At 32.5% G+C, this 20095-nt stretch carries 32 protein-coding genes; 25 read left to right on the forward strand and 7 right to left on the reverse strand.

Annotated elements, in window-relative coordinates; genetic code table 11:
- Positions 1-379: 379 nt before the first annotated feature.
- The 5 genes from BN2746_RS04965 (at position 380) to BN2746_RS09200 (ending at position 4707) form a co-directional block, all read left to right on the forward strand.
- Positions 380-1090 carry a hypothetical protein gene (locus BN2746_RS04965; protein ID WP_055078732.1) on the forward strand — a complete coding sequence of 237 codons (711 nt, stop codon included), beginning with the start codon at positions 380-382 and terminating at the stop codon, positions 1088-1090.
- 544 nt (positions 1091-1634) lie between these two features.
- Positions 1635-2045 carry a hypothetical protein gene (locus BN2746_RS04970; protein WP_055078733.1) on the forward strand — a complete coding sequence of 137 codons (411 nt, stop codon included), beginning with the start codon at positions 1635-1637 and terminating at the stop codon, positions 2043-2045.
- A 21-nt stretch (positions 2046-2066) separates the two neighbouring features.
- Positions 2067-3062: a type II toxin-antitoxin system antitoxin SocA domain-containing protein gene (locus BN2746_RS04975; protein ID WP_055078734.1), complete on the forward strand. Its 996-nt coding sequence runs from the start codon at positions 2067-2069 to the stop codon at positions 3060-3062.
- A 262-nt stretch (positions 3063-3324) separates the two neighbouring features.
- Positions 3325-4350, forward strand: coding sequence for a PDDEXK nuclease domain-containing protein (locus BN2746_RS04980; protein ID WP_055078735.1), 1026 nt, complete (start codon positions 3325-3327; stop codon positions 4348-4350).
- Between the two features lie 129 nt (positions 4351-4479).
- Complete coding sequence (locus tag BN2746_RS09200; RefSeq protein WP_268909565.1) at positions 4480-4707, forward strand: HTH domain-containing protein; 228 nt, start codon at positions 4480-4482, stop codon at positions 4705-4707.
- A 688-nt stretch (positions 4708-5395) separates the two neighbouring features.
- Here BN2746_RS09200 and BN2746_RS04990 read toward each other — a convergent pair.
- The gene (locus BN2746_RS04990) at positions 5396-5683 is read right to left on the reverse strand and encodes a GIY-YIG nuclease family protein (RefSeq protein ID WP_055078737.1); all 288 of its coding nucleotides are present in this window, start codon (positions 5681-5683) and stop codon (positions 5396-5398) included.
- A gap of 529 nt (positions 5684-6212) precedes the next feature.
- Positions 6213-7340 (reverse strand): tyrosine-type recombinase/integrase, encoded by a 1128-nt coding sequence (locus BN2746_RS04995; protein WP_055078738.1) that lies wholly within the window; start codon positions 7338-7340, stop codon positions 6213-6215.
- A 160-nt stretch (positions 7341-7500) separates the two neighbouring features.
- Here BN2746_RS04995 and BN2746_RS05000 point away from each other — a divergent pair, with 160 nt between their 5' ends.
- Positions 7501-7743 carry a DUF1828 domain-containing protein gene (locus BN2746_RS05000; protein ID WP_055078739.1) on the forward strand — a complete coding sequence of 81 codons (243 nt, stop codon included), beginning with the start codon at positions 7501-7503 and terminating at the stop codon, positions 7741-7743.
- A gap of 107 nt (positions 7744-7850) precedes the next feature.
- Positions 7851-8270: a DUF1829 domain-containing protein gene (locus BN2746_RS05005; RefSeq protein ID WP_055078740.1), complete on the forward strand. Its 420-nt coding sequence runs from the start codon at positions 7851-7853 to the stop codon at positions 8268-8270.
- On the opposite strand, the gene BN2746_RS05010 is transcribed toward BN2746_RS05005, so the two are convergent.
- The gene (locus BN2746_RS05010) at positions 8267-8761 is read right to left on the reverse strand and encodes a DUF6978 family protein (RefSeq protein WP_055078741.1); all 495 of its coding nucleotides are present in this window, start codon (positions 8759-8761) and stop codon (positions 8267-8269) included. The genes BN2746_RS05005 and BN2746_RS05010 overlap by 4 nt on opposite strands.
- 45 nt (positions 8762-8806) lie before the next feature.
- Positions 8807-9466 carry a LexA family protein gene (locus tag BN2746_RS05015; RefSeq protein ID WP_055078742.1) on the reverse strand — a complete coding sequence of 220 codons (660 nt, stop codon included), beginning with the start codon at positions 9464-9466 and terminating at the stop codon, positions 8807-8809.
- Positions 9467-9558: 92 nt separating this feature from the next.
- Between BN2746_RS05015 and BN2746_RS05020 the strand changes: the two genes are divergently transcribed.
- Entirely contained in the window at positions 9559-9942 is a 384-nt protein-coding gene (locus BN2746_RS05020; RefSeq protein ID WP_187364071.1) for a helix-turn-helix domain-containing protein, read from the forward strand.
- A gap of 114 nt (positions 9943-10056) precedes the next feature.
- Here the strand turns inward: BN2746_RS05020 and BN2746_RS05025 are convergent, their stop codons facing one another.
- Entirely contained in the window at positions 10057-10290 is a 234-nt protein-coding gene (locus tag BN2746_RS05025) for a DUF2188 domain-containing protein (protein ID WP_055078744.1), read from the reverse strand.
- 63 nt (positions 10291-10353) lie between these two features.
- Here BN2746_RS05025 and BN2746_RS05030 point away from each other — a divergent pair, with 63 nt between their 5' ends.
- From BN2746_RS05030 to BN2746_RS05035, 3 genes are all read left to right on the forward strand, one after another.
- Complete coding sequence (locus BN2746_RS05030) at positions 10354-10548, forward strand: helix-turn-helix domain-containing protein (protein WP_231718325.1); 195 nt, start codon at positions 10354-10356, stop codon at positions 10546-10548.
- A gap of 45 nt (positions 10549-10593) precedes the next feature.
- Positions 10594-10728 carry a hypothetical protein gene (locus BN2746_RS09245; protein ID WP_268909192.1) on the forward strand — a complete coding sequence of 45 codons (135 nt, stop codon included), beginning with the start codon at positions 10594-10596 and terminating at the stop codon, positions 10726-10728.
- Positions 10729-10906: 178 nt separating this feature from the next.
- Positions 10907-11257 (forward strand): hypothetical protein, encoded by a 351-nt coding sequence (locus tag BN2746_RS05035; protein ID WP_055078746.1) that lies wholly within the window; start codon positions 10907-10909, stop codon positions 11255-11257.
- On the opposite strand, the gene BN2746_RS05040 is transcribed toward BN2746_RS05035, so the two are convergent.
- On the reverse strand, positions 11254-11460 hold the full coding sequence (locus tag BN2746_RS05040; RefSeq protein WP_055078747.1) for a hypothetical protein: 207 nt from the start codon (positions 11458-11460) through the stop codon (positions 11254-11256). The two genes, BN2746_RS05035 and BN2746_RS05040, sit on opposite strands and share 4 nt — an antisense overlap.
- Before the next feature lie 200 nt (positions 11461-11660).
- On the opposite strand from BN2746_RS05040, the gene BN2746_RS05045 reads away from it, so the two are divergent.
- The 14 genes from BN2746_RS05045 to BN2746_RS05100 all read left to right on the forward strand — a co-directional run bounded on the left by BN2746_RS05045 (position 11661) and on the right by BN2746_RS05100 (position 19615).
- Entirely contained in the window at positions 11661-11840 is a 180-nt protein-coding gene (locus tag BN2746_RS05045) for a hypothetical protein (RefSeq protein WP_055078748.1), read from the forward strand.
- 210 nt (positions 11841-12050) lie between these two features.
- On the forward strand, positions 12051-12215 hold the full coding sequence (locus BN2746_RS09010) for a hypothetical protein (protein WP_156331314.1): 165 nt from the start codon (positions 12051-12053) through the stop codon (positions 12213-12215).
- A complete protein-coding gene (locus BN2746_RS05050) occupies positions 12208-12447 on the forward strand; it encodes a hypothetical protein (protein ID WP_055078749.1) in 240 nt (79 codons plus the stop codon). The genes BN2746_RS09010 and BN2746_RS05050 overlap by 8 nt, the downstream gene beginning before the upstream one ends.
- Positions 12437-12670 (forward strand): hypothetical protein, encoded by a 234-nt coding sequence (locus BN2746_RS05055; RefSeq protein ID WP_055078750.1) that lies wholly within the window; start codon positions 12437-12439, stop codon positions 12668-12670. Before BN2746_RS05050 ends, BN2746_RS05055 begins: the two co-directional genes overlap by 11 nt.
- A gap of 10 nt (positions 12671-12680) precedes the next feature.
- Complete coding sequence (locus BN2746_RS05060) at positions 12681-13142, forward strand: siphovirus Gp157 family protein (protein WP_055078751.1); 462 nt, start codon at positions 12681-12683, stop codon at positions 13140-13142.
- On the forward strand, positions 13142-13837 hold the full coding sequence (locus BN2746_RS05065) for an AAA family ATPase (protein ID WP_055078752.1): 696 nt from the start codon (positions 13142-13144) through the stop codon (positions 13835-13837). The genes BN2746_RS05060 and BN2746_RS05065 overlap by 1 nt, the downstream gene beginning before the upstream one ends.
- The gene (locus BN2746_RS05070) at positions 13794-15116 is read left to right on the forward strand and encodes a DEAD/DEAH box helicase (protein WP_197273088.1); all 1323 of its coding nucleotides are present in this window, start codon (positions 13794-13796) and stop codon (positions 15114-15116) included. The genes BN2746_RS05065 and BN2746_RS05070 overlap by 44 nt, the downstream gene beginning before the upstream one ends.
- Before the next feature lie 11 nt (positions 15117-15127).
- Positions 15128-15607 carry a DUF669 domain-containing protein gene (locus tag BN2746_RS05075; protein WP_055078754.1) on the forward strand — a complete coding sequence of 160 codons (480 nt, stop codon included), beginning with the start codon at positions 15128-15130 and terminating at the stop codon, positions 15605-15607.
- Positions 15607-17835 carry a phage/plasmid primase, P4 family gene (locus BN2746_RS05080; RefSeq protein WP_055078755.1) on the forward strand — a complete coding sequence of 743 codons (2229 nt, stop codon included), beginning with the start codon at positions 15607-15609 and terminating at the stop codon, positions 17833-17835. Before BN2746_RS05075 ends, BN2746_RS05080 begins: the two co-directional genes overlap by 1 nt.
- Before the next feature lie 194 nt (positions 17836-18029).
- On the forward strand, positions 18030-18341 hold the full coding sequence (locus BN2746_RS05085; protein WP_055078756.1) for a VRR-NUC domain-containing protein: 312 nt from the start codon (positions 18030-18032) through the stop codon (positions 18339-18341).
- Entirely contained in the window at positions 18331-18861 is a 531-nt protein-coding gene (locus tag BN2746_RS05090) for a hypothetical protein (protein ID WP_055078757.1), read from the forward strand. Before BN2746_RS05085 ends, BN2746_RS05090 begins: the two co-directional genes overlap by 11 nt.
- Entirely contained in the window at positions 18854-19045 is a 192-nt protein-coding gene (locus tag BN2746_RS05095) for a hypothetical protein (RefSeq protein ID WP_055078758.1), read from the forward strand. The genes BN2746_RS05090 and BN2746_RS05095 overlap by 8 nt, the downstream gene beginning before the upstream one ends.
- Complete coding sequence (locus BN2746_RS09015) at positions 19042-19218, forward strand: hypothetical protein (protein ID WP_156331315.1); 177 nt, start codon at positions 19042-19044, stop codon at positions 19216-19218. Before BN2746_RS05095 ends, BN2746_RS09015 begins: the two co-directional genes overlap by 4 nt.
- Entirely contained in the window at positions 19196-19615 is a 420-nt protein-coding gene (locus tag BN2746_RS05100) for a sigma factor-like helix-turn-helix DNA-binding protein (RefSeq protein ID WP_055078759.1), read from the forward strand. The genes BN2746_RS09015 and BN2746_RS05100 overlap by 23 nt, the downstream gene beginning before the upstream one ends.
- On the opposite strand, the gene BN2746_RS05105 is transcribed toward BN2746_RS05100, so the two are convergent.
- On the reverse strand, positions 19612-19806 hold the full coding sequence (locus BN2746_RS05105) for a hypothetical protein (protein WP_055078760.1): 195 nt from the start codon (positions 19804-19806) through the stop codon (positions 19612-19614). The genes BN2746_RS05100 and BN2746_RS05105 overlap by 4 nt on opposite strands.
- Positions 19807-20095 lie beyond the last annotated feature (289 nt).

Raw genomic sequence — 20095 nt, forward strand, 5'->3', positions numbered from 1 at the left:
CTACAAAGCAACTCTACATATTAATACGGATAGTTTCTTGAGAAACTCTCGAGGTCGCTTTCTAACATTTTTCTTCAAAAAGTGAAACGAGACTAACATTAGACGGAAGTGAAGTTAGAAATAGGAAAAATGTATGACAGAGGAGGATGAATGATACATTATTAGTGAAAATCTAATAAAAATTATTAAGAACGTATTAAATGATACGAAAAACTTGACAGAAGCAATGGAAAGATGTATCATTACATCATGGGGAGGTGAAGGAATGGTTTAAATAGAAAAAATTATTCAAGAGTATAAAGATGATTAGATAAAAATCAAAGTTTTTATTATGGTAAGTTAAATGAACTTTTAAAGTAAGATACCAAAGAGGTAAAACATGAAGAAAAAATATAATAATTTAAACTCAAAAAAGTTATATGAAAAATTTGTAGAAAGATATGACGAAAAATACAGAGACGCTGAAGAAAAAGATTTACCAAGTTTCTTGAAATGGTTTAAATCTTATTCAAAATCAGGATTATTTATCGTTACTGCTGCAATGATATTAGCAGCTACATTATGCATTTTTTTAGATGAGAATTTATATGAATATATTGTAATGGCTATTATTTCATCTATTTTCTTTTTAATTTGTGCTATTCCAGATTATTTTTTAGATTTTACAGATATGGAAAAACAATTGGCAAATAATGCTATAGATGAAATTTTGCAGGAAGAGAATATAAATTTAACTGAAACAAATTTAGACAAAATTTTACAAATTAGTGAAAATGCTGGGAGTAGAGAGTCAAGAACTCTAAAAGAAATAAAAAATACAAAATTATATTCAAACATAAAAGAACTATCAGGAGTTTTTATAGGGCTTATAATAGGATACGCTTCATCATTAATGAATAAATCAGACGCAGAAGAAGTCTATAAAAGTTTCAAAGATTTCTTCGATTTGTACTTAATATGTATAATATTTTTAGTTATTTGTACATTAACTCTTTATGCTATAAATAAAATTACAAGTAAAAAAAAGAATTTATATCTTGAAGTATTAGAAGATAAAAAATTGACTCAGGAACTAAAAAAAGAAGAATAACTTAAATTTATAAAGGACGATTGTGTAAGTGAAAGGCAATCGTCTTTTTGTGTGGAAAAAAGAAGTGAGAAGATAAAAGAGAAGTGAGAGGTTGGAGACTCGTATGTCGTAGGAAAAAAACGAGATGTTTCGACTCGCCTTGCTCGCTCAACATGACAATACGGGGTGCTGAGTTCCTAGGGTTGTATGGGGTTAGTTTCATGTCGTGGTAGTTGTCACCTTAGGTGACACTTTCCTAAAGAAAAGTGAGGTCGTCTTATGACACTTTCTTTCAGAAAGTGAAACAAGAACAACATTTGACCTACGACGAAGATTTCGTCTTCTGTTAGGTCAAGAATACTTCTACTCGCCTTGCTTACTCAGTATGACAATACTTGGGTATTTACTCCGTACTTAGTAGAGAATTGATTTGTGTATAGGAAAGAAAAGCGATACATTATTAATAAGAACCTAATAAAAGCTTAGAAGTAACGTACTAATTGATACAAATTAATTGACAAAAGTAGCGAAAAGACATATCATTACATCATAAAGGGGTAAAGCAATGAGTTCACATTACAATCAAAATTATTCATGGGAAGAAATAAATGGTATTTTAGAAAAAATAAAAACCTGTGTTAATAATGATAAATTTATTATCGCAAGGAATCAAAATAGACAAGAGAATAATGATTTTCTTGATAATTACAATATTCGTTATGGCAGGCAAAAAAGTATTTTATTGAATCTTCGTGTGGATGATTTTTGTCACAGTCTTAATAATATAAATCCAGGATATGAGCATGAGGTATTATATGTTTTTGTTCCAAGTGTTGAATTATTTAATGATGATGATATTGCAGAAAATGTTGATATTTACATAAAGGTTAATATTATTGAAAGTTTAGGAGGAAATAGGGTTATTGTAATTTCATTTCATGAACTTAATAGACCGATAGATTATTTATTTAAGTAATGGAAAGAAATGGAGTGTGTTATGAATAAGAAAAAGGTATTTTGTGAAGAATGTAGAAAAGATGTTGATTTTTATGTTATGGAAAAAAGGATGGAAGGAAATATTAAGGGGGAAAGTTATAGTTATTTAGGTAAGGTTGCGTATTGTTCTGAATGTGATTCTGAGGTTTATGTAGGTTATATTAATGATTTTAATTTAAGGGCTTTGTATGATGTATATAGAGAAAAGAATAATATTATCTCTTTGGATAAGGTGCTCCAAATAGGGCCTAAATATGGGATTGGTAAGCGTCCGTTATCTTTGTTGTTAGGCTGGGGAGAGCTGACATTTTCCCGATACTGTGATGGAGATGTCCCTAATAGGCAATATTCAGAAATACTTGAGAAGATTTATGATGATCCTATGTTTTATAATGATATTCTTGAGAAAAATAAGGATAATTTGACTACAAAATCTGCGTATATTAAGAGTAAGGCTGCTGTTGAAAAGCTTATAAGTGAAAGAGTAAATAAAAGTTCGAAGATTAATATTGTTATTGAGTATTTGTTAAATCGTTGTGAAGATATTACTCCTTTGGCGTTACAAAAGTCGTTGTATTATGTTCAGGGATTTTATTATGCTTTTTATAATGAGTTTTTATTTACTGAAGACTGTCAGGCTTGGGTACATGGACCTGTTTATCCAAAAATTTATTTTAAGTATAGAGATTATAGATTTGATGCTATTGAGAGTAATGGAGAAATTGACAAATCATTGTTTTCATCTTCGGAGATTTCGATTTTAGAAAGTGTGATTAATAATATTTGTTGCTATAGCGGTAAGGTATTGGAAAAGTTTACTCATTCGGAGTCTCCATGGATATTGGCTAGGGGAAATCTTAATGGAATGGAACTATCAGATGAGATAATTAAAAAGGAAGATATAGGAAAGTATTTTAAAAGTGTTAAGGAAAAGTACGATATGATAAATGCTAATGATATTGAATTATATTCTAAAGCAATGTTTATGTCGATTTAAGCGAGGGAGCAATCCTTCGCTTTTGTAATTTTAGGAAAAAGTTTGAAGTGAGAGGTTGGAAGTTTGATTCTTGCGTGTTGTAGTAAAAAAGACGAGGTCGCCTTCTGACACTTTCCTATCGAAAAGTGAAACGATATCGACATTTGACTGAAGAGAAGTGAGAAGTAAGAAGTTGGACAAGGATAATATAAATAAATGATAAAATGGAATTAAGTCAATGTTTAATGTACAATTATTATAAATAAAGCTTTAGAGGTGTTAAATGAGCAATAAAATAGATAAGAATCATGGTGAAGTTTTTAATAATATTAAGAGATTGATGGATAATGCAAGAAATAAAGTAGCTAATGAAATCAATAGCATTTTACTTCAAACTTATTGGGAGATTGGAAGAATTATTGTAGAGGATGAACAGGGACATTTGGAAAGAGCGGAGTATGGCAAGGAACTTATAAATGACTTATCAAGACAGCTTACAAAAGAGTATGGGAAAGGCTTTTCTAAGTCAAACTTATTTAATATGAGGAATTTATACTTATCATACCCAATATTCCAGACGCTGTCTGGAAAATTGACCTGGTCTCATTATTGTGAGCTTTTATCTATTAGTGATGAAAGAAAGAGAAGTTTCTATGAACAGGAATCTATTAATGCAAATTGGTCGGTAAGGGAACTTAAAAGGCAGATTAAGACATCTCTTTTTGAAAGGCTATTATTATCTTCCGGAGAGGGAAATAAGGAAAAAATATTGGATTTAGCGTTAAAGGGTAATGAGATCAATAGTGCATCGGATATTGTGAGAGACCCTTATGTATTTGAGTTTTTAGGAATACCTGAAGAAAAGCCAATAATGGAAAGTGATTTAGAAAAAGCCTTAATAAATCATATTGAAAAGTTTTTACTTGAACTTGGTAAGGGTTTTATGTATGTTGGTAGTCAACAAAGGATAACCCTTGGAAATACGCATTACTATGTGGATATGGTATTTTATAATAAAATTCTTAGGTCATATGTATTAATTGAACTAAAGACAAGTAAGTTAATGCCTGAAGCTGTTGGCCAATTAAATATGTATCTAAATTATTATAAGTTAGAAGTTAATGATGATTATGATAATGAACCAATAGGCATAATTCTATGTACTGATAAAGATGGAGTACAAGCAGAATATGCTCTTGGAAATTTATCGAATAAGATATTTGCATCAAAGTATACTTTGTATATTCCTAACAGAGAGGAACTTGAATTACAAGTAGAAAAAGTGATTCAGGCATATAGAGAAAAATAAAATTATAAGTAAGAATTTAAACCAGAGTTTAGATCTACAGAGTCCTCTTTTATTACTATTTTAAAGAATTTAAATTATTACAGTCAAAATGTCGGTCAAAATGATACCCAAAATGTCACCCAAAAAGATATAAATGTCACTCAAAATGTCACCCAAGTATTAAATCCTGATGAAAGACGTAAGCAAATTATTAGAATAATGGAAAATAATCCTGAAATAACAGCTTCTGATTTATCCAATAAGTTTGATTTAACAGAAAGAACAATCAAACGAGACTTGAAAAAACTTTCTGATGATAAATTAATTGAGTATGTTGGTAGTGCAAAGAATGGATATTGGAAGGTTATAAAAAAGTAGTTAGGGATTTGTATAATAAAAAAGACGATTGTGTAAGTGAAAGCAATCGTCTTTTTGTATGGGAAAAAGTAGTGAGAAGATTGAAGAGAGGTGAGGAATTAGAAGTTTGAGAATAGGAATGTATTTTATTCCAGTGTTTGGACGTAATTCATTCCAGTAAATGGCTATATATTATTCCAGTGTTTGGCGATATTATTAAAAATAAAGTATATTTCTCCCGAATATAATATTATATTCGGGAGAAAATTAAGCGAAGGAGGGCTCTTTCGTTTTTTATTTCCAATATTCCAGACAGTGTCTGGCAAATTGATAGGTTTTTGTATGGGGACGACGGAGATTTGCACTCCTATGGTGGAATGGGAGTTTCCTCTTGTCGACGGAAAAAGACGAGGTCGCCTTCTGACACTTTCTTTCAGAAAGTGAAACGAGATCGACATTTGACCTACAACGAAGACTTCGTCTTCTGTTAGGTCAAGAATTCTTCGACTTCGAATTTTACTTCTTAAAAATTTCCGCTCAGAATGACAGTACTATGGGGTAGAATGGCTATATTAAAACGAAAACACCCCGTCACTGTCATGTTGAGCGAACGCAAGTGAGTCGAAACATCTCACTTTATTTCCTCCCTGTCATCCTGAGGGAGCGAAGCGATTCGAAGGATCTCCCGAGCTAAGCGAGGGTTACTCCCCTATAAAATATCATCATACAAGTCTTTCCAATTAGGATTTATACTATCAATCAATTTATTTTTCTTTGCTCTATTCCAGCCTTTTAGTTGTTTTTCCCTTGCTATTGCAGAATTAACGTCTGTTGTTTCTTCATAATAAACAAGTTTATTTACATTATAATGTTTAGTAAAACCATCGACTAATTTATTTTTGTGTTCCCACACTCTCTTGATTAGGTTGCTTGTTACTCCAATGTAAATGGTCTTGTTTGTTTTATTTGCCATTATGTAAATGTAGTAGTTTTTCATATGCTGCTCCTGGTGGATGGTTTTGTGGTTTTATTATACCATGGGTAATATGTTATGGGGGTAGCAGATGCTTTTCTTAGAAAAGCATCTGAGATTCTTCGACTTCAATTTTTTGTGCCAAAAAATTTACGCTCAGAATGACAGTACATGTAAGTGACATTCCAAAAAAAGTGCCGTAAGGCACAGTAAGAAAATCCAAAAGATTTTCAACAACTTATACTGGGGTTTGGGGTATCCCCAATCGTTTTAAGGGTGTAAAAGGATGGGGTTTTAGGGGCAGGATATGAGGGGAAATCGAAATCCCCTTCATCCTGCCCCTAAGAATAGGAATGCTATTGTTAGTAGAAAAAAGATTGTGAAAGTTTGTAAAACTTAGAAAAACATATTATGAGAGTTTTGCATTTGCTTTTCACTGTAATAAAAAAAGGCAGTGTTACCTGCCTTCTGATTACACATTAAATCTAAAGTGCTTAACGTAAACTTGTATATATCAATACTTGTATAGCTTACTGTGTGAAAAATGTGCGTTTCAATCGAAGATATTAATTTCTTCGGCGTGCTTTCTTTGAAATTCTGATAGTGCTGAAGAGTAAATTTGTAGTGTAGTTTCTATGTTTTTGTGTCCTAAACTTGCTTGTAGAAATTTAATATTAGCTCCTTTTTCTACCATCCTTGTTGCATAAGTGTGTCTTAATGCGTGGAGTGGATATTCTGAAATTCCACAATCTTTATAAGTCTTTTGTAATCTTCTTCTTAGGTTTGCTGTCCCATTAAAATTATAGTTAGTGTTTGGGAAGACTAAATTCAAGTGGTTTAATTCAGGTTCTAACAATTCTTTTTGAAATTCTATGCACTCTACAGCTTGTTGATTGAGGTATATGGTCCTTATTCCTGCATCTGTTTTAGGGTATGGTTTGAATTGTGCGTTGCCTTTAATTTCTATCATGATTGTTTCTATTTGAATTTCCTTGTCTAAAAGGTCCACTTTGTCCCAAGTAAGTCCCAGGGCTTCTGAAATTCTTAATCCTGTTGCAAGTAGGAAGATGAAAATATTATTCCACTTTAAGTCCTTTTTCCAGTACTCCACCATAATTTTTTGTTCTTCTACAGTGAGTGGCTTTACTTCTCTTGGTGGTCTTACTTTTGGAAGCTTTACTCCTTTTGCAGGGTTTACTGTGATGTACTTTAATTCTACTGCCTTGTCAAGCGCTTGCTTGAAACGATTAGCAATTGCTCTTGCTGTGGACTGAGACATTTTGTTTCTATCTCCAAAGAGGCGATTGTATCCAAGTTGTATATCTAACTTATCTAACTCGTTTAATTTTAAATTTCCAAATGTAGGTGTAAGATGGAGATCTATAAGCCTTTTATTTAGCAGGTAGGATTGTTCTTCTACATTGGGCTTTGAAAAGGTCTCAAGCCATATATTTAGCCATTCTTCTACAGTGTAGTTAGTTTCTATAAGGTTAGCTTGATTATCTTCAAAGTCGGCGATTAAGTGCCTTAATTTCTTTCTCACTTCGGTTTTATTTTTCCCGGACACTGACTTTCTAATCAATTTACCATCATAGCCTACACCAAGGGTTGTTTGTCCTCTCCATTTATTTAAGGTTTTATCAAAGTAAATACTGCCTTCGCCTGTAGCTATACGTGTCATAATATGCTCCTTTCCAGGAGTATATGCTATAATATAAGTGGTTGGTGTATAGCGATATACTCCATTAGTCCCTTACTAATTGTCGTTAGTGGGGGACTTTTTTCTTGTTTATTGTTGTGTTCGTTGATATAATAAATTCCGAATTGTGAGGACTGGTATTATGAAAGATTTTGTAAAAGATTATACTGATTGGCTCAATGATAATATGACCCAATATAAAATTTCTGAAAATCTGTTTGAAATCACTACTCCATTTTTAGATAGGCACAATGATTATACTCAAATCTACATTAATTACATTTCTGATAATGAGATAGAAGTTAATGATTATGGCTATGCTATAGATGAAATTTTGCAGGAAGAGAATATAAATTTAACTGAAACAAATGTAGACAACTCTTAAATCAAGTTGTTAATAGGCTTGGTGTCGGCATTCGTGACGACATAATTTATTCAAAGGTCAGTAGTGTTGATAAATTAGCAGAAACCAAACACAAAGTATTACAAGCTATGATTTATATCAATGATATGTTTGTATTAAATAGATCTAATGTTCAAAATCTTTTCTACCAAGATGTAAAAGAGTATTTTGATAAACATGATATCTATTATACTGAAAATATTTCTATGATTGGAAAATCAAAACTAAACCATAATTTTGATTATGTACTTCAAAGGAATAAAACTAATCCTGAAAGGGTGATTAAGTTAATGAATCATCCAGACAGAAAAGAAAATTATTCTTCAATTATGTTTTCTTGGACAGATACTCTACCAGTCAGAAGAGAAGATACTAAATTGATTGTATTATTAAACGATAATAACAAAGTATCTAATGATGTATTAGAGGGATTTAGAAACTATTCTAATGAAGGAGTTCTGCCTATTTTGTGGAATGATATTGGTAACAATATAGGAAAATTAGCTTAAACACAATCTATTATGTTAGTGATGACATTTGGGATATTCTTTATATTACAAAATTCGGAAAATGCTTCGAAGTACATATAAAGTTTATCCCTACTTTTTTCACATACAGAAAATTTATTTAAATCAAAATTAGGGTTAATTTTGTTTAAAATAGGATTATCTAAGGTAAAGGCATATGAGTCACCATAATCATCTGTATATACATGTATATGGTGTTCTTCTATCTTTTCTCCATCTGGATTTCTATGTGGTTTACTATCAAGATCAAGTCTTAATAAAACAATACTAACATTGTGACGTTCTTGATAAGTGCATCTGGTTAACCTTACTCCTTTTCGATTTATATCAAATATATATTCATTATTGTCTTCATCTTTTAGTTTTAAAACAGAAAAACTATCATTAAGTGGGAATTCAATATTTTTATCTAAAAATTCTTTTTCTTTTTGAATAATCTCTAAATACTCGCTGTTTATGTTAGCTTTTGTCATATTAATTAAATTACTCCTATTAGTTCGTTTTTATATCTTTATCTACTATTTATTTCTTTCTGAATATACTCCAACCATTTCTCCCAGGATTAACACTCTTTTATCATCTTCTGGTTTTATAATGATGGGGGAGTAGCTTCTATTACAGGGTTGTAGTACTACCATGTCTTCACTTTTATTAATTCTTTTGAGTGTTGCTTCGTCATCTATTAAAACGGCTGCAATTGTTCCGTTATCTACGTCATTTGTTCTCTTGAAGAAGACTAAATCTCTTTCAAAAATATTTGCTTCTATCATACTGTCGCCTTTTGCTTTTAGGCAGAAGTCGGCTCCTGGGAGGTTTTTGTCTAATATAAAGTAGCCTTCGTAGTTTTGTTCTGCAAAGAGTGGTTCTCCACATGCGATTGTTCCAAGGATTGGAATTTTCTTTAGTTTTATGGGCATTATTACTCCTGGTATTTTTGATATGTCTATGTCTTCAGCTTCTTCATTCCAGCCCATTAAGTAGTTTATTGAAACTCCTAATTGTTTTGATAAATTTATTAAAACAGATCTTGCAGGATCATTTTTGCCATTCTCATATCCTGATATCATACTTTTACTTGTGTTTATTGCTTCGGCTAACTCTTGTTGAGTCATGCCTTTATCTGTCCTTGCCTTTTTTAATCTCTTTCCAAAATCTGTTAAAAGATCTTCCTTATTCATTATTTCACCTCCAAATTAATTTTATTATATATGATATTGTTCGATATTTCAATACAAAAAACTAAAAAATAAAAAATAATTCGAAATATCGGTTGACAATTAAAAAATTAGAGCTTATAATAAAATTAGTTCGAAATATAGAACAAGAAAAGGGGGCGATAAACTTGGTAGTAGAGAATGCGAAGCTAAAAGGAATAATGGCTGAAAAAGGATACTCTGTAAGGAAATTATCTGATGAAACAGGCATTCCTTTAAGCACTTTGTCAAATAAGATTAATGGTATCACAGAGTTTAAAACCAGTGATATATTAATAATTTCAAAAGTTCTTGAAATCTTAAATATTCAAGAAATATTTTTAGTTAGTTGTCCATTATTTCGATATATAGAACAAAACAAGGTAAATGAACGAATGGAGAGGGGGATTATGGAAGAAAAAGATTCCGATGACCAAGGTAAAATATTATTTAAAAGATGATATTGAGGAAATTATCATTGAAACTGATGAGAATAACCCTATAACCATTGCTATTATAAGTGATGTTCTTAAGCCTGGTAATGGTTATAGGGTTAGAGTCAAGTTTAAATCATGTTAATGTTCATTATCTTTTGGTGGATGTGGATCATTGCCAAAGCTGTCTTTTGAACGAATTTGACCGTGGCGGTTATGTGTGATTAATTCGGATTTTTGATGCTTAGCTATTTGTCTGGCGAAATTTTCAGCTTCTTTTTGTGTATTGAAAATTTTAGTAGCTCTATTATTTCCAGCACCTTTTACTTGCCATTTACCACCTTTAGGAGTAACGTGTTGATTTTTTCCAGCCATAAATTCACCTCCTTATGGTAATTATAGCACATATAGTGCTTATTGTTGATTAATGAAGGAGGGATGTACTATATGTTGTATGAGATGATTAGATTAAGAAAAGAAAAAAAGCTCAGCCAGTTAGAGTTGGGTAATCTTATCGGTATGAAACAAAGGGTTATTAGTAAGTATGAGAGAGAAGAGTCAGAGCTTCCAGTTAGTGTGGCAAAAAGGATAGCAGAGGTGTTTGATGTTGATTGGTGGAGGTTGTATGAATAAAAAAAGACATTAAAAGGTAAATAAACGAATGTGGAGGGGGAGTTGATGGAGAAATTAATATCGATAGTAACTTTAATAATGAATATGGCAACAATGATTGTTCTTTGGTCAATATTAAAAAAGGACGATTCAGGAAATCGTCCAATAGATGTTTACTTAAGAATGTTATTTAAGGGTTAATTATATCACGAGAATTTAAGAAGTAAAAAATAAGGGAGAAACATAATGGAAAAGTTAATTTTAATTGTTAATTCATTAGTGTTATTTTGTCAGTTGATAATTTTAATTAATCTTATCAAAGAAGATAGGGAATGATTTTTTTCTTCTAAATAGTGACGGTGAAGTTATTGCAACAACAATGAAAAGATATTTAGATAGTGATGTGATTTTAGATTTGGTAGATGAAAATTTTAAATCCAAGAGTGATTTTTGTAGGAAGGCTAAGCTTTCAAGGTCTCATTTTGATGGAATGGTTAATGGAACTATTTCTGTGGGGCTTTCAAGTCAAAGTAAGTTAATGAGGGTTTTAAAGGATCATATTGATTCTATTGAGGATATTTTAATACCCTTGCCTATTAATGTGGGTGGGAAGTTGATTTCTGAAATATGTGTGACTGATAAAAATGGTGGATTGGTTGCTTCTATAACGTCAAGGGATGAGATAACCGATAAAAGGTATGTAGTAGAGTACCTGCCTTATAATCGTTAGTCTAAGTTGTTATTTGCTGATTTATCTGGATTTGAACAAGGTGTATCAATACCGTTGATTTTTCTTACATGATACCCTTTATAGTTTCCAGCTTTAATGGCTTTTACAAATGTTTGACGATTCATATATCTTCCGGTTGAAGTGTTTTTGAATCCTAAGTTTCTACCGGATTTTGATTGTCTTGTCACTTTAACATTTTTCAAGTAATCACATCCTTTTATTGAAGGTATAAAAAAATTTAGTTGGAGGTACTCTAATAGTTTAATTATATTACTATTTACCTATAGTATCAACTACATGTAGTACAAAATAAATGAACAATAGCTATATATAGGGTTTATGGGGAAATGTAAGAAAATATGAGGAAGTTTAAGAAAATAAAACGTAAGAAGGGAGAAACATAATGGAAAAATTAATTTTAAAGAAATCTAAAAAATGGGGACCTGCTAAGTCTTGTATTTGGGTACCTGAAGATTTGGCGGATTCTATTAAGGAAATTGCAGAGGAAACTAATATGTCTTTTAAGACTTTGACTGCTGAACTTGTTTCTTTTGCTATAGATCATATTGATATTGTTGAGTAGGAGGTGTATAAGAAGCAGTCAGAAGTGACACGGATATTTTAACTGTAAAGGATTTAAAGAATGATTATCCAAGCTTGGGCAGGGATGAAATCTATAAAATTTTAAGAAGAAAAGGCTGCCCTTTGATATCGGGAAGGGTGGCAGGTGAGAAGTACAAGATTTCAAGAAAGAATTTTGAAGTCTTTGCAAATATTAAGTAGGAGGCTATATATGGTAGAAACTCAAGAGAAGTTAGAAGAAGATTTGTTTATCTGTCTACAGGATATTCAAATTTTGAGGGAAAAATTAAAAATGTACGAAAGGGATTTAAAGGAATTGGAACGACTTTCAAAGATTAAAAAAGAGTTGATAGGAAAGTTGGCAGAGTATGATTAAATTTAAAAACTTAAAAAAGGCTTGTGATGAGCTTGATTTCTACTTATTAGAAGCAGATTACAATCACTTAATCGTGACGGCAGGAAGATTTGGAGACTATATATGTATACACAAAGAAGAAGCTTGGAACATTAGTTTTGAAGTAAGGTTTAGGTGGTTAGAATCAGATAAAAAAGCAAGGCTAATTAAAGCAATTACAAGAGATTATGAGGAGTATTTGAATGGAAATTAAAAAGAAAAAGAGAGAATTTAAAGACACGAAGCTTGCGCACAACATAAGACAAGCTATTTATAGCTACAGAAGATGGAAGAGATATAACAGAGTTGAAATCAAATTCTGGAAGAAACTTACCTTTTGGATAATAGTTTGTTCGTTGAGTATATGTGCAGGTGCAACTGTAGTTTATATGTTTGTGCAAACTTTAATTAGATGGGTCGTTTTGGGTGAATATTAAGGAGGAAAATATGAAATTATATGAGTTAACTGAAAGTTATGTGAAATTGATGGATTTAGAGGGTGACTTTGAAAGTGCCTTAGAAGTGATTGATGATGAAATTGAAGTAAAGGCTGATAATATCGCTAAGGTCATCAAGGAGTTAGAGGGTGACTCTCTAAAATTCAAGGAAGAGATTGATAGGCTTAGTAGTATACGCAAATCTACTGAAAATAGAATTTCAGACCTAAAATCTTACCTTGAATTTAATATGGTGAGAGTGAATAAGAAAAAGTTTAAAACTGACTTATTCTCTTTCAATATACAAAAAAACAGGGCTTCTGTAAAGGTACTTGATGAAAATAAAGTTCCTGAAAAGTATCTTGTACACAAAACTTCTGTGGATAAAACTAAAATCTATCAAGATTTAAAGGATGGAGTCGAAGTTGAGGGTGTGATTTTACAGGAAAGTGAAAGTTTGAGGATTAGATAATGAAGATTGTTAAGGCTAGTGATTTAAAGGAAAGTAAGGCAACTTACTTAATTTATGGAAATCCTGGGACTGGAAAGACTACGGCTATAAAATATCTACCTGGAAAAAAGCTTGTTGTTGATATTGATAAGTCTTCTGTAGTCCTTATGGGAGAAGATGATATAGATATCTTGGAGATTGATTCATACAAGATATGGGAGAGTTGGATTGAAGCTGTGAAGTATATCAAGGAGAATTACAAGGATTATGACTTTATCGTCATTGATAATGTGACTGAATTATTTAGATCCATACTGGCACAGCAAGGCAGAGAGGGAAAAAATAATCGTGTGCCAAGTATGGCTGATTATCAAAGAAGTGACTTTGTTATAATGGATAGTTTCAGGGCTATAAAAAGTGTTGATTGTAATGTTGTGTTTACTGCTTGGGAAACTTCGGACAAGTGGGAGACTGAAGCAGGTCAAATATTTAATCGTGCCATACCTGATATTAGAAAAACCATACTAAATAATTTTTTAGGTCTTTGTGATGTTGTGGGAAGACTAATTATCAGTGAAAAGGATGAAGAAATTAAGAGAGGTTTTGTACTACAACCAAGTATGGATGTGTACGCAAAAAATCGCTTGGATGATAGAAAAGGGTGTTTACAAAGTGAGCTTGTACGAGTATCAACAGGAAATAGTACAGAAGACTAAAACGGCTATTTTAAATGGTTATAAGCATCCCTGCATAGTTTCTCCATGTGGAAGTGGTAAAAGTTATATTATATCTCACATGGTAAAGGGAGCGACGGACAAGGGAAATCGAGTTTTATTTCTTGTCCATAGAAAAGAACTTAAAGAGCAGATTGAAGAGGACTTTGAAAATTTTGGAGTTAATCTTGATTTACTGGATGTCTACATGGTTCAGACTGCTACTAATCGCCTTGATAAGATTAAGTGTCCAAAGATGATTGTTACTGATGAAAATCATCATAGCATGGCAAAGACTTATAGGGATATATATGAAGCCTTTCCAGATGCAACAAGGATTGGCTTTACTGCTACTCCTATAAGGCTTGATGGAAAAGGTCTTGGAGATATTAACGATATTTTAATTGAAGGACCATCCGTGAAGTGGTTGATTGAAAATAACTTCTTAGCTCCTTATAAATACTATGCGCCAAGGGCCTTGGATACTCACGACTTAAAAAAGAGAGCTGGAGAGTATACAAAGGATAGTATTGATAAAGCTATGAGCAAGGGGGCAATATTTGGTGACGTGATTAATCACTATAAGAAGTTAGCTCTTGGACAACAAGCTATATGCTATTGCCACAGTGTGAGCTACAGCATGAGGATTGCCAAGTATTTTACTGGAGCAGGTATAAGTGCCAAGCATATATCAGCTGATACTCCTAAGGATAAAAGGGAAGATATTATCGAAGATTTTAGGAGTGGAAAGATAAAAATCTTATGTAATGTTGACTTGATAGGAGAAGGTTTCAACGTGCCTGATTGCTCATGTGTGATTTTACTAAGACCAACTGCCTCTCTAAGTCTCTATATACAGCAGGCTATGAGGTGCATGAGATATAAAAAGGACAAGGTTGCAACAATTATTGACCATGTAGGCAATGTGGAAAGACACAACCTACCTGATACTCCTCATGAGTGGAGCTTGGAGGGAGAGAAGGTAGCAAAGAAGGACAGAGAAAAAAACGAAGTAAGTATCAAAATTTGTCCTGAATGTTTCAGTGCCAATCCCTCAAAGTGCAGTCTTTGTCTACAGTGTGGAGCTGAACTTAAAACTGAAGAAAAAGAGTTAGAAGAAATTAAGGATGTTGAGTTGGAAGAGGTCAAGAATGAATTTGTTGTTGACTATAGAGAGCCTAAAGACTGTAAGTCTATGAGAGAATTGTATGATTTAGCTAAAAACAGAGGTTATAAGCCTGGATGGGCTTACTACCAAGGAAAATTATTAGGATATGTATAGGAGGAAAGAGAATGTTTAAGATTGATTATGATTTAGCGCAAAATTATGTTGAGGGTGGAGTTTATGAAATGTACTTCGAGGACTATGAGCAAAGAGTTGCGAATAGTGGAACAAGGTTCTTTGTGTTACATGGAGTTATAAGAAAAGACGTAAGCCAAAGTAATCAAGGGAGAAAAGTATTCTACAACCTATGGTGTTCAAAGGATACTGGAGAACTAAATATGGGATTTGTGGCACAGATTGCAAGGGCTGTTAAACTTGCAAATGGAACTGAATTTAAGTCAGAAGACGACGTTTTAAAAGCTTTGATGTATAAGCCTTTTAAAGCAAAGATAACCTTAGAAACTAACGAATTTAACGGGAAGCAATATACAAATAACGTATATAAGGGATTTAAAGAGAGTGACTTCCCACAAATAGCGCCTGGAACTATGGTAGAGGGTGCAACAATGATAAATAACAATACAAGTAATGAGGACGTGCCATTTTAATGTATGAGAAGATACCAAAAGAATTAAAGGAGAATAATTGCTGGTGTTGTTATCGGATAATTGATGGGAGAAAAATCCCCGTCAATGCCCGTAGTGGCAACAATGCTAAAAGCAATGATGAGTCGACTTGGTCAAGTTTTGAAGCTGCCAAAACTGGTGCCAAGGTTCATAATTGTGATGGTATCGGATATTTTTTTAAACCACCATATTTTGGTGTGGATATTGATAATGTAAATAAAGAAATTGAAGGCTATAAAGAGGGAGAAAGCAACATCATCACCGAGTTTGTGGAAAGCTTAAAGAGTTACACGGAAATTTCTCAGTCGGGCAATGGAATTCACATCATCTGCAAGGGTGAACTTCCTGAGGGTGCAAGAAGAAAAGGTAATGTTGAAATGTATCAAAACGGACGATATTTTATAATGACTGGCAATGCTTTGACTGATAGTAGGGAAGTTTTTGAGAGGACGGAAGAGATTAAATATCTACACTCTAAACACTTGCAGGATATAATTCAAGAGCCTAAAAGGGATGTAGCAAGTATTAATGATGATGAACTTTTTAATAAAATCATAAACTCTAAACAAGGAGAAGCTTTTCAAAGGCTTTATGCTGGGAAGTGGGAGGGCTTTTATACTTCTCAAAGTGAAGCGGACTTGGCTTTTGCCAATATGCTTGCATTTTGGACTGGTGGGGACATAAACAGAATGGATATGATCTTCAGAAAATCCGCCCTCTTCCGTCCTAAATGGGATAGAAAAACAGCTGGAAGCACTTATGGAAATAATCTACTGGCTAAGGCTATAAGGGACTGCAAGACTTTTTATGTACCTGGTGATGAGTACAAGATTTTTTTAAAGGACACTAAAAAAATTGAAGCTTTTGATGATACTGGAAATGGAATTAGGTTTTTTAATCTTAACAAAGACATAGCACGATTTTCTTATATAGCTAAAAATTGGTACCTTTACAATGGCAAAAAATGGCAACTTGACGACAGTGGAAGTGTTAAGAGACTTGCTGACAACACTATTAAAGAAATGAAAAATGAATTTCCTCTCTTAGAGAGTGAAGATATGGAAAAAGCCTTTCAAAAACATTTGAAGTCAACCAGACAAAGCAGGGGCAAAAATAATATGTTAAAGGAAGCTGAACATTTGTTGCCTGTAAGACCTGGAGATTTTGATAAGAATATAAGGCTTTTTAATGTGAATAATGGATACTTGGATTTAAAGACTGGGCAACTTTATCCACATGATAGGGAGAAGTTATTCAGTAAGCAAAGTTATGTGGAATTTACTAATAAGATAGATTGTCCATTATGGGAGAATTTCTTATATGAAATTTTTGCAGGGGATAAGGAAGTAATAAATTATATTCAAAAGGCTGTTGGATATAGTTTAACTGGATCCACAAGAGAGCAGTGCATGTTCATACTCCATGGCTATGGAAGAAATGGTAAGTCGGTGTTTTTAGACTTAATCAATGAAATTATGGGGGACTATGCGACAAACATTCAACCTCAAACAATTATGGTTAAGGCAGGTTTCCAAGGTGCTGCAAACAGTGACGTGGCAAGACTTAAAGGTGCAAGGTTCGTAACTACAACTGAGCCTAACGAAGGTATGAGGTTTGATGAAGGTTTAATCAAACAATTAACTGGTGGAGACAAGGTAACTGCAAGGTTCTTGTATGAAAATGAATTTGATTTCAATCCTGAATTTAAAATATGGATTGCTACTAATCACAAGCCTATTATCAGAGGGAGAGACGACGGTATATGGCGACGTATGATTATGATACCTTTTACTGTGCAAATTCCTGATGAGAAAGTAGATAAGGACCTAAAATACAAATTAAAAAAAGAACTTAGAGGAATACTCAACTGGGCTGTTGAAGGTTGTCTCAAGTGGCAGAGAGAGGGACTTAATATGCCAGAGTCAATAAAGGCTGCCACTGAAGAGTATAAGTCTGAAATGGACGTTATCACGGCCTTTATTGATGAGTGTTGTGTCATAGGTCCAGGAGAGAGTGTAAAAGCTAAAGATTTATACAAAGCTTATAAGAGGTGGGCTATTGAAAATGAGCAATTTTTAATGAGTAATACGAAATTTGGTAGGGAAATTGGGATGAAGTACAAAAAAGAAAGAGGCAGGCAAGGAAATATTTACAATGGTTTGAAATTAAATTTTGACAATGAACCATACAATATATATAAATCATATTAATTATTGTGTAGGGTTTGTGTATAGTTTGTGTATAGTTTGAAAAAATGAAACCATTGATATTACTGGTCTGTGTATAGTTGTGTATAGTTTGTATACTTCTTTGTAAGTTTTAGGATAAAAAAATAAATATATATAAGTATATAGAAAACGGTCAAAACCCTACACAACTATACACACTTATTTTAGAGGTGACTATGAAAGAAATTGATGTACAAAATTCTATAAGAATTGGAGTAGCAGATATAGCTTTAATTTTTAGGGCAAATGTTGGAGGTTTTAAGACTGAAGATGGAAGATTTATTACAACTGGACTACCTGCTGGATTTCCTGATTTGTTTGGAGTAAGGAAAAACGACGGAAAGGCTGTTTTTATAGAAGTTAAAAATGAGAAGGGAAAACCATCTGAAAAACAATTAAAAATGGGAGAAGTTTTAAAAAAGACAGGTGCTAATTGGGGTATTGCAAGGTCAGTGGAAGATGCAAGGAGGATAATTAATGAGAATTGACGAATTGAGAGATGAAATTGATAAACTGGGACAAAAGTATAATGAAGAATTTTTAGTTGAGGAGCTTGAAAATTCTGATGGTGACTCATATATCAAAGTGTATATAAATTATTCGTGGGAGCTTTACGATGTTGCAAGAATTGAGTTAGACAAAAGATATGCTTTTAGCATGATTGAGGAAGGCTTTGATGGTCTTCCTGAAGAACTACAAAAAGAACTTTTTGAAATTTTAGTAGAGTTTGTAAGAACACCTGTAGGTGAAAGGGAAGAAGAGGAAAAGAAATATCAGTATAGGCTAAAAGAAAAGTATTTGTGGCTAAAAAATACTTCCGACAAAGAAAATTATTATTTAAATATTCATCTTTTTAAAGAAAGTGGTAGAGGAAGTGTATTGTTAAGCAGTCAAGGAGGTACAGATTTGTATAAAACTGAATTTACTGATGAGGAAATAAAAGAAGTTGTAGAAAAATTTGATGTTGATTTAAACATGTTTGACAAGATTGAGGTGGAAGATGATTAAAGAAGAATTTGGAGATGTTGTTTTAAAAAAGGTAGATGAAAAAAGTAAAGAGATAGAAATGAATTTTGCCCGTTATAAAGAAACAGAAAATCCTGATTTTTTAAGAATATGCACTGAAGCAAAAGGCTTTAATGATGGGATTGAATGGATTTTGAAAAAAGTACAGGAGATTGATTATGTATGATAGAAGAGTGTATCGGTAGAGAAATTGTTGAAGAAGCGGATTATATAAAGGATCTTGCTAATCATCTTGAAAGATACAGTAAAAGTTATTATGAATTAGGTCGGATTGCTCTTGAGGTTGAGAGAATTGGATATGAGGTGATGGTTTCAAATGGAGAGGGATATAAAAATTGAGTTAAGGAATATTTCCAAGTTGGAGTATCAAATTTTTGAAGAGTTTGAAGAACTTGAATACTTGAATTCTTTGAAGACTTCGATTAAAAGTTTTGATTATTCTTCTGAAAAAGTAAAATCATCTCCTAAAAATAAAGACTTCGCTGATATCATTAGTAAAATTTCTGATTTGGAAAAAAGGGTGTGTATGCACTTAAATGAGCTGATAATAAAAAGACAGAGGGCTTGTAAGTTGTTTGAAGTTTTACCGACTGAACTTTGTGATGTAATGAAGCTAAAGTACTTATATAATTATAGTTTTGAGGAGATTTCTCAAAGGCTTAGTTATAGTCTTAGGCATGTGTATAGACTTCATGGACAGGCTTTACAAATACTTAGAAAAGAACCAGGGTGTTAATCTGGTTCTTTTGAGTTTTTATTTTCTTTTTGGAAGATTTCTAAAAGCTCTTCCATGTCTTCTTTTGTTGCCCAATGTCTTACGAATGTTCTTGCTGAAGAACGATAGGATCCATATTTGGCATCTTTAGGATTTCTCTTTCTCCAATTATTTGTTGCTCTTTTTTGAGACTCACTTGTTTTTTGCTCCATGTTATTTATCCTTTCTGTTTTTTAGTTGTACAAATAGGTTTAATGTTGCACTCATCATAAAGATAATTGACAAAATTAGTTTAATCATGTTCTTAAGTGGTATAATATATATGACCCCTTAAAGGGGAGGGGCTTATTTGCCCCTTTTGTTCTTGATAGCTACTATTAGTGAGATTGTGCTTGCGATGCTACCCACTATTGTAGCTATCATTGTTATTATATCAACCACTTTTTTCACCACCTTTCTTTTTAAGATTTGAGATGATTTCCTCATCTCTTAATTATATTA

The organism is Lagierella massiliensis (assembly GCF_001407835.1).
Lineage (GTDB): Bacteria > Bacillota > Clostridia > Tissierellales > Peptoniphilaceae > Mediannikoviicoccus > Mediannikoviicoccus massiliensis.

Bases quoted from the DNA above. Each gene is read 5' to 3' on its own strand.
- BN2746_RS04965 (WP_055078732.1), top strand. From the start codon at position 380: ATGAAGAAAAAATATAATAATTTAAACTCAAAAAAGTTATATGAAAAA.
- BN2746_RS04970 (WP_055078733.1), top strand. From the start codon at position 1,635: ATGAGTTCACATTACAATCAAAATTATTCATGGGAAGAAATAAATGGT.
- BN2746_RS04975 (WP_055078734.1), top strand. From the start codon at position 2,067: ATGAATAAGAAAAAGGTATTTTGTGAAGAATGTAGAAAAGATGTTGAT.
- BN2746_RS04980 (WP_055078735.1), top strand. From the start codon at position 3,325: ATGAGCAATAAAATAGATAAGAATCATGGTGAAGTTTTTAATAATATT.
- BN2746_RS04990 (WP_055078737.1), bottom strand. From the start codon at position 5,683: ATGAAAAACTACTACATTTACATAATGGCAAATAAAACAAACAAGACC.
- BN2746_RS04995 (WP_055078738.1), bottom strand. From the start codon at position 7,340: ATGACACGTATAGCTACAGGCGAAGGCAGTATTTACTTTGATAAAACC.
- BN2746_RS05000 (WP_055078739.1), top strand. From the start codon at position 7,501: ATGAAAGATTTTGTAAAAGATTATACTGATTGGCTCAATGATAATATG.
- BN2746_RS05005 (WP_055078740.1), top strand. From the start codon at position 7,851: ATGATTTATATCAATGATATGTTTGTATTAAATAGATCTAATGTTCAA.
- BN2746_RS05010 (WP_055078741.1), bottom strand. From the start codon at position 8,761: ATGACAAAAGCTAACATAAACAGCGAGTATTTAGAGATTATTCAAAAA.
- BN2746_RS05015 (WP_055078742.1), bottom strand. From the start codon at position 9,466: ATGAATAAGGAAGATCTTTTAACAGATTTTGGAAAGAGATTAAAAAAG.
- BN2746_RS05025 (WP_055078744.1), bottom strand. From the start codon at position 10,290: ATGGCTGGAAAAAATCAACACGTTACTCCTAAAGGTGGTAAATGGCAA.
- BN2746_RS05030 (WP_231718325.1), top strand. From the start codon at position 10,354: ATGTACTATATGTTGTATGAGATGATTAGATTAAGAAAAGAAAAAAAG.
- BN2746_RS09245 (WP_268909192.1), top strand. From the start codon at position 10,594: ATGGAGAAATTAATATCGATAGTAACTTTAATAATGAATATGGCAACA.
- BN2746_RS05035 (WP_055078746.1), top strand. From the start codon at position 10,907: ATGAAAAGATATTTAGATAGTGATGTGATTTTAGATTTGGTAGATGAA.
- BN2746_RS05045 (WP_055078748.1), top strand. From the start codon at position 11,661: ATGGAAAAATTAATTTTAAAGAAATCTAAAAAATGGGGACCTGCTAAG.
- BN2746_RS09010 (WP_156331314.1), top strand. From the start codon at position 12,051: ATGGTAGAAACTCAAGAGAAGTTAGAAGAAGATTTGTTTATCTGTCTA.
- BN2746_RS05050 (WP_055078749.1), top strand. From the start codon at position 12,208: ATGATTAAATTTAAAAACTTAAAAAAGGCTTGTGATGAGCTTGATTTC.
- BN2746_RS05055 (WP_055078750.1), top strand. From the start codon at position 12,437: ATGGAAATTAAAAAGAAAAAGAGAGAATTTAAAGACACGAAGCTTGCG.
- BN2746_RS05060 (WP_055078751.1), top strand. From the start codon at position 12,681: ATGAAATTATATGAGTTAACTGAAAGTTATGTGAAATTGATGGATTTA.
- BN2746_RS05065 (WP_055078752.1), top strand. From the start codon at position 13,142: ATGAAGATTGTTAAGGCTAGTGATTTAAAGGAAAGTAAGGCAACTTAC.
- BN2746_RS05075 (WP_055078754.1), top strand. From the start codon at position 15,128: ATGTTTAAGATTGATTATGATTTAGCGCAAAATTATGTTGAGGGTGGA.
- BN2746_RS05080 (WP_055078755.1), top strand. From the start codon at position 15,607: ATGTATGAGAAGATACCAAAAGAATTAAAGGAGAATAATTGCTGGTGT.
- BN2746_RS05085 (WP_055078756.1), top strand. From the start codon at position 18,030: ATGAAAGAAATTGATGTACAAAATTCTATAAGAATTGGAGTAGCAGAT.
- BN2746_RS05090 (WP_055078757.1), top strand. From the start codon at position 18,331: ATGAGAATTGACGAATTGAGAGATGAAATTGATAAACTGGGACAAAAG.
- BN2746_RS05095 (WP_055078758.1), top strand. From the start codon at position 18,854: ATGATTAAAGAAGAATTTGGAGATGTTGTTTTAAAAAAGGTAGATGAA.
- BN2746_RS09015 (WP_156331315.1), top strand. From the start codon at position 19,042: ATGATAGAAGAGTGTATCGGTAGAGAAATTGTTGAAGAAGCGGATTAT.
- BN2746_RS05100 (WP_055078759.1), top strand. From the start codon at position 19,196: ATGGAGAGGGATATAAAAATTGAGTTAAGGAATATTTCCAAGTTGGAG.
- BN2746_RS05105 (WP_055078760.1), bottom strand. From the start codon at position 19,806: ATGGAGCAAAAAACAAGTGAGTCTCAAAAAAGAGCAACAAATAATTGG.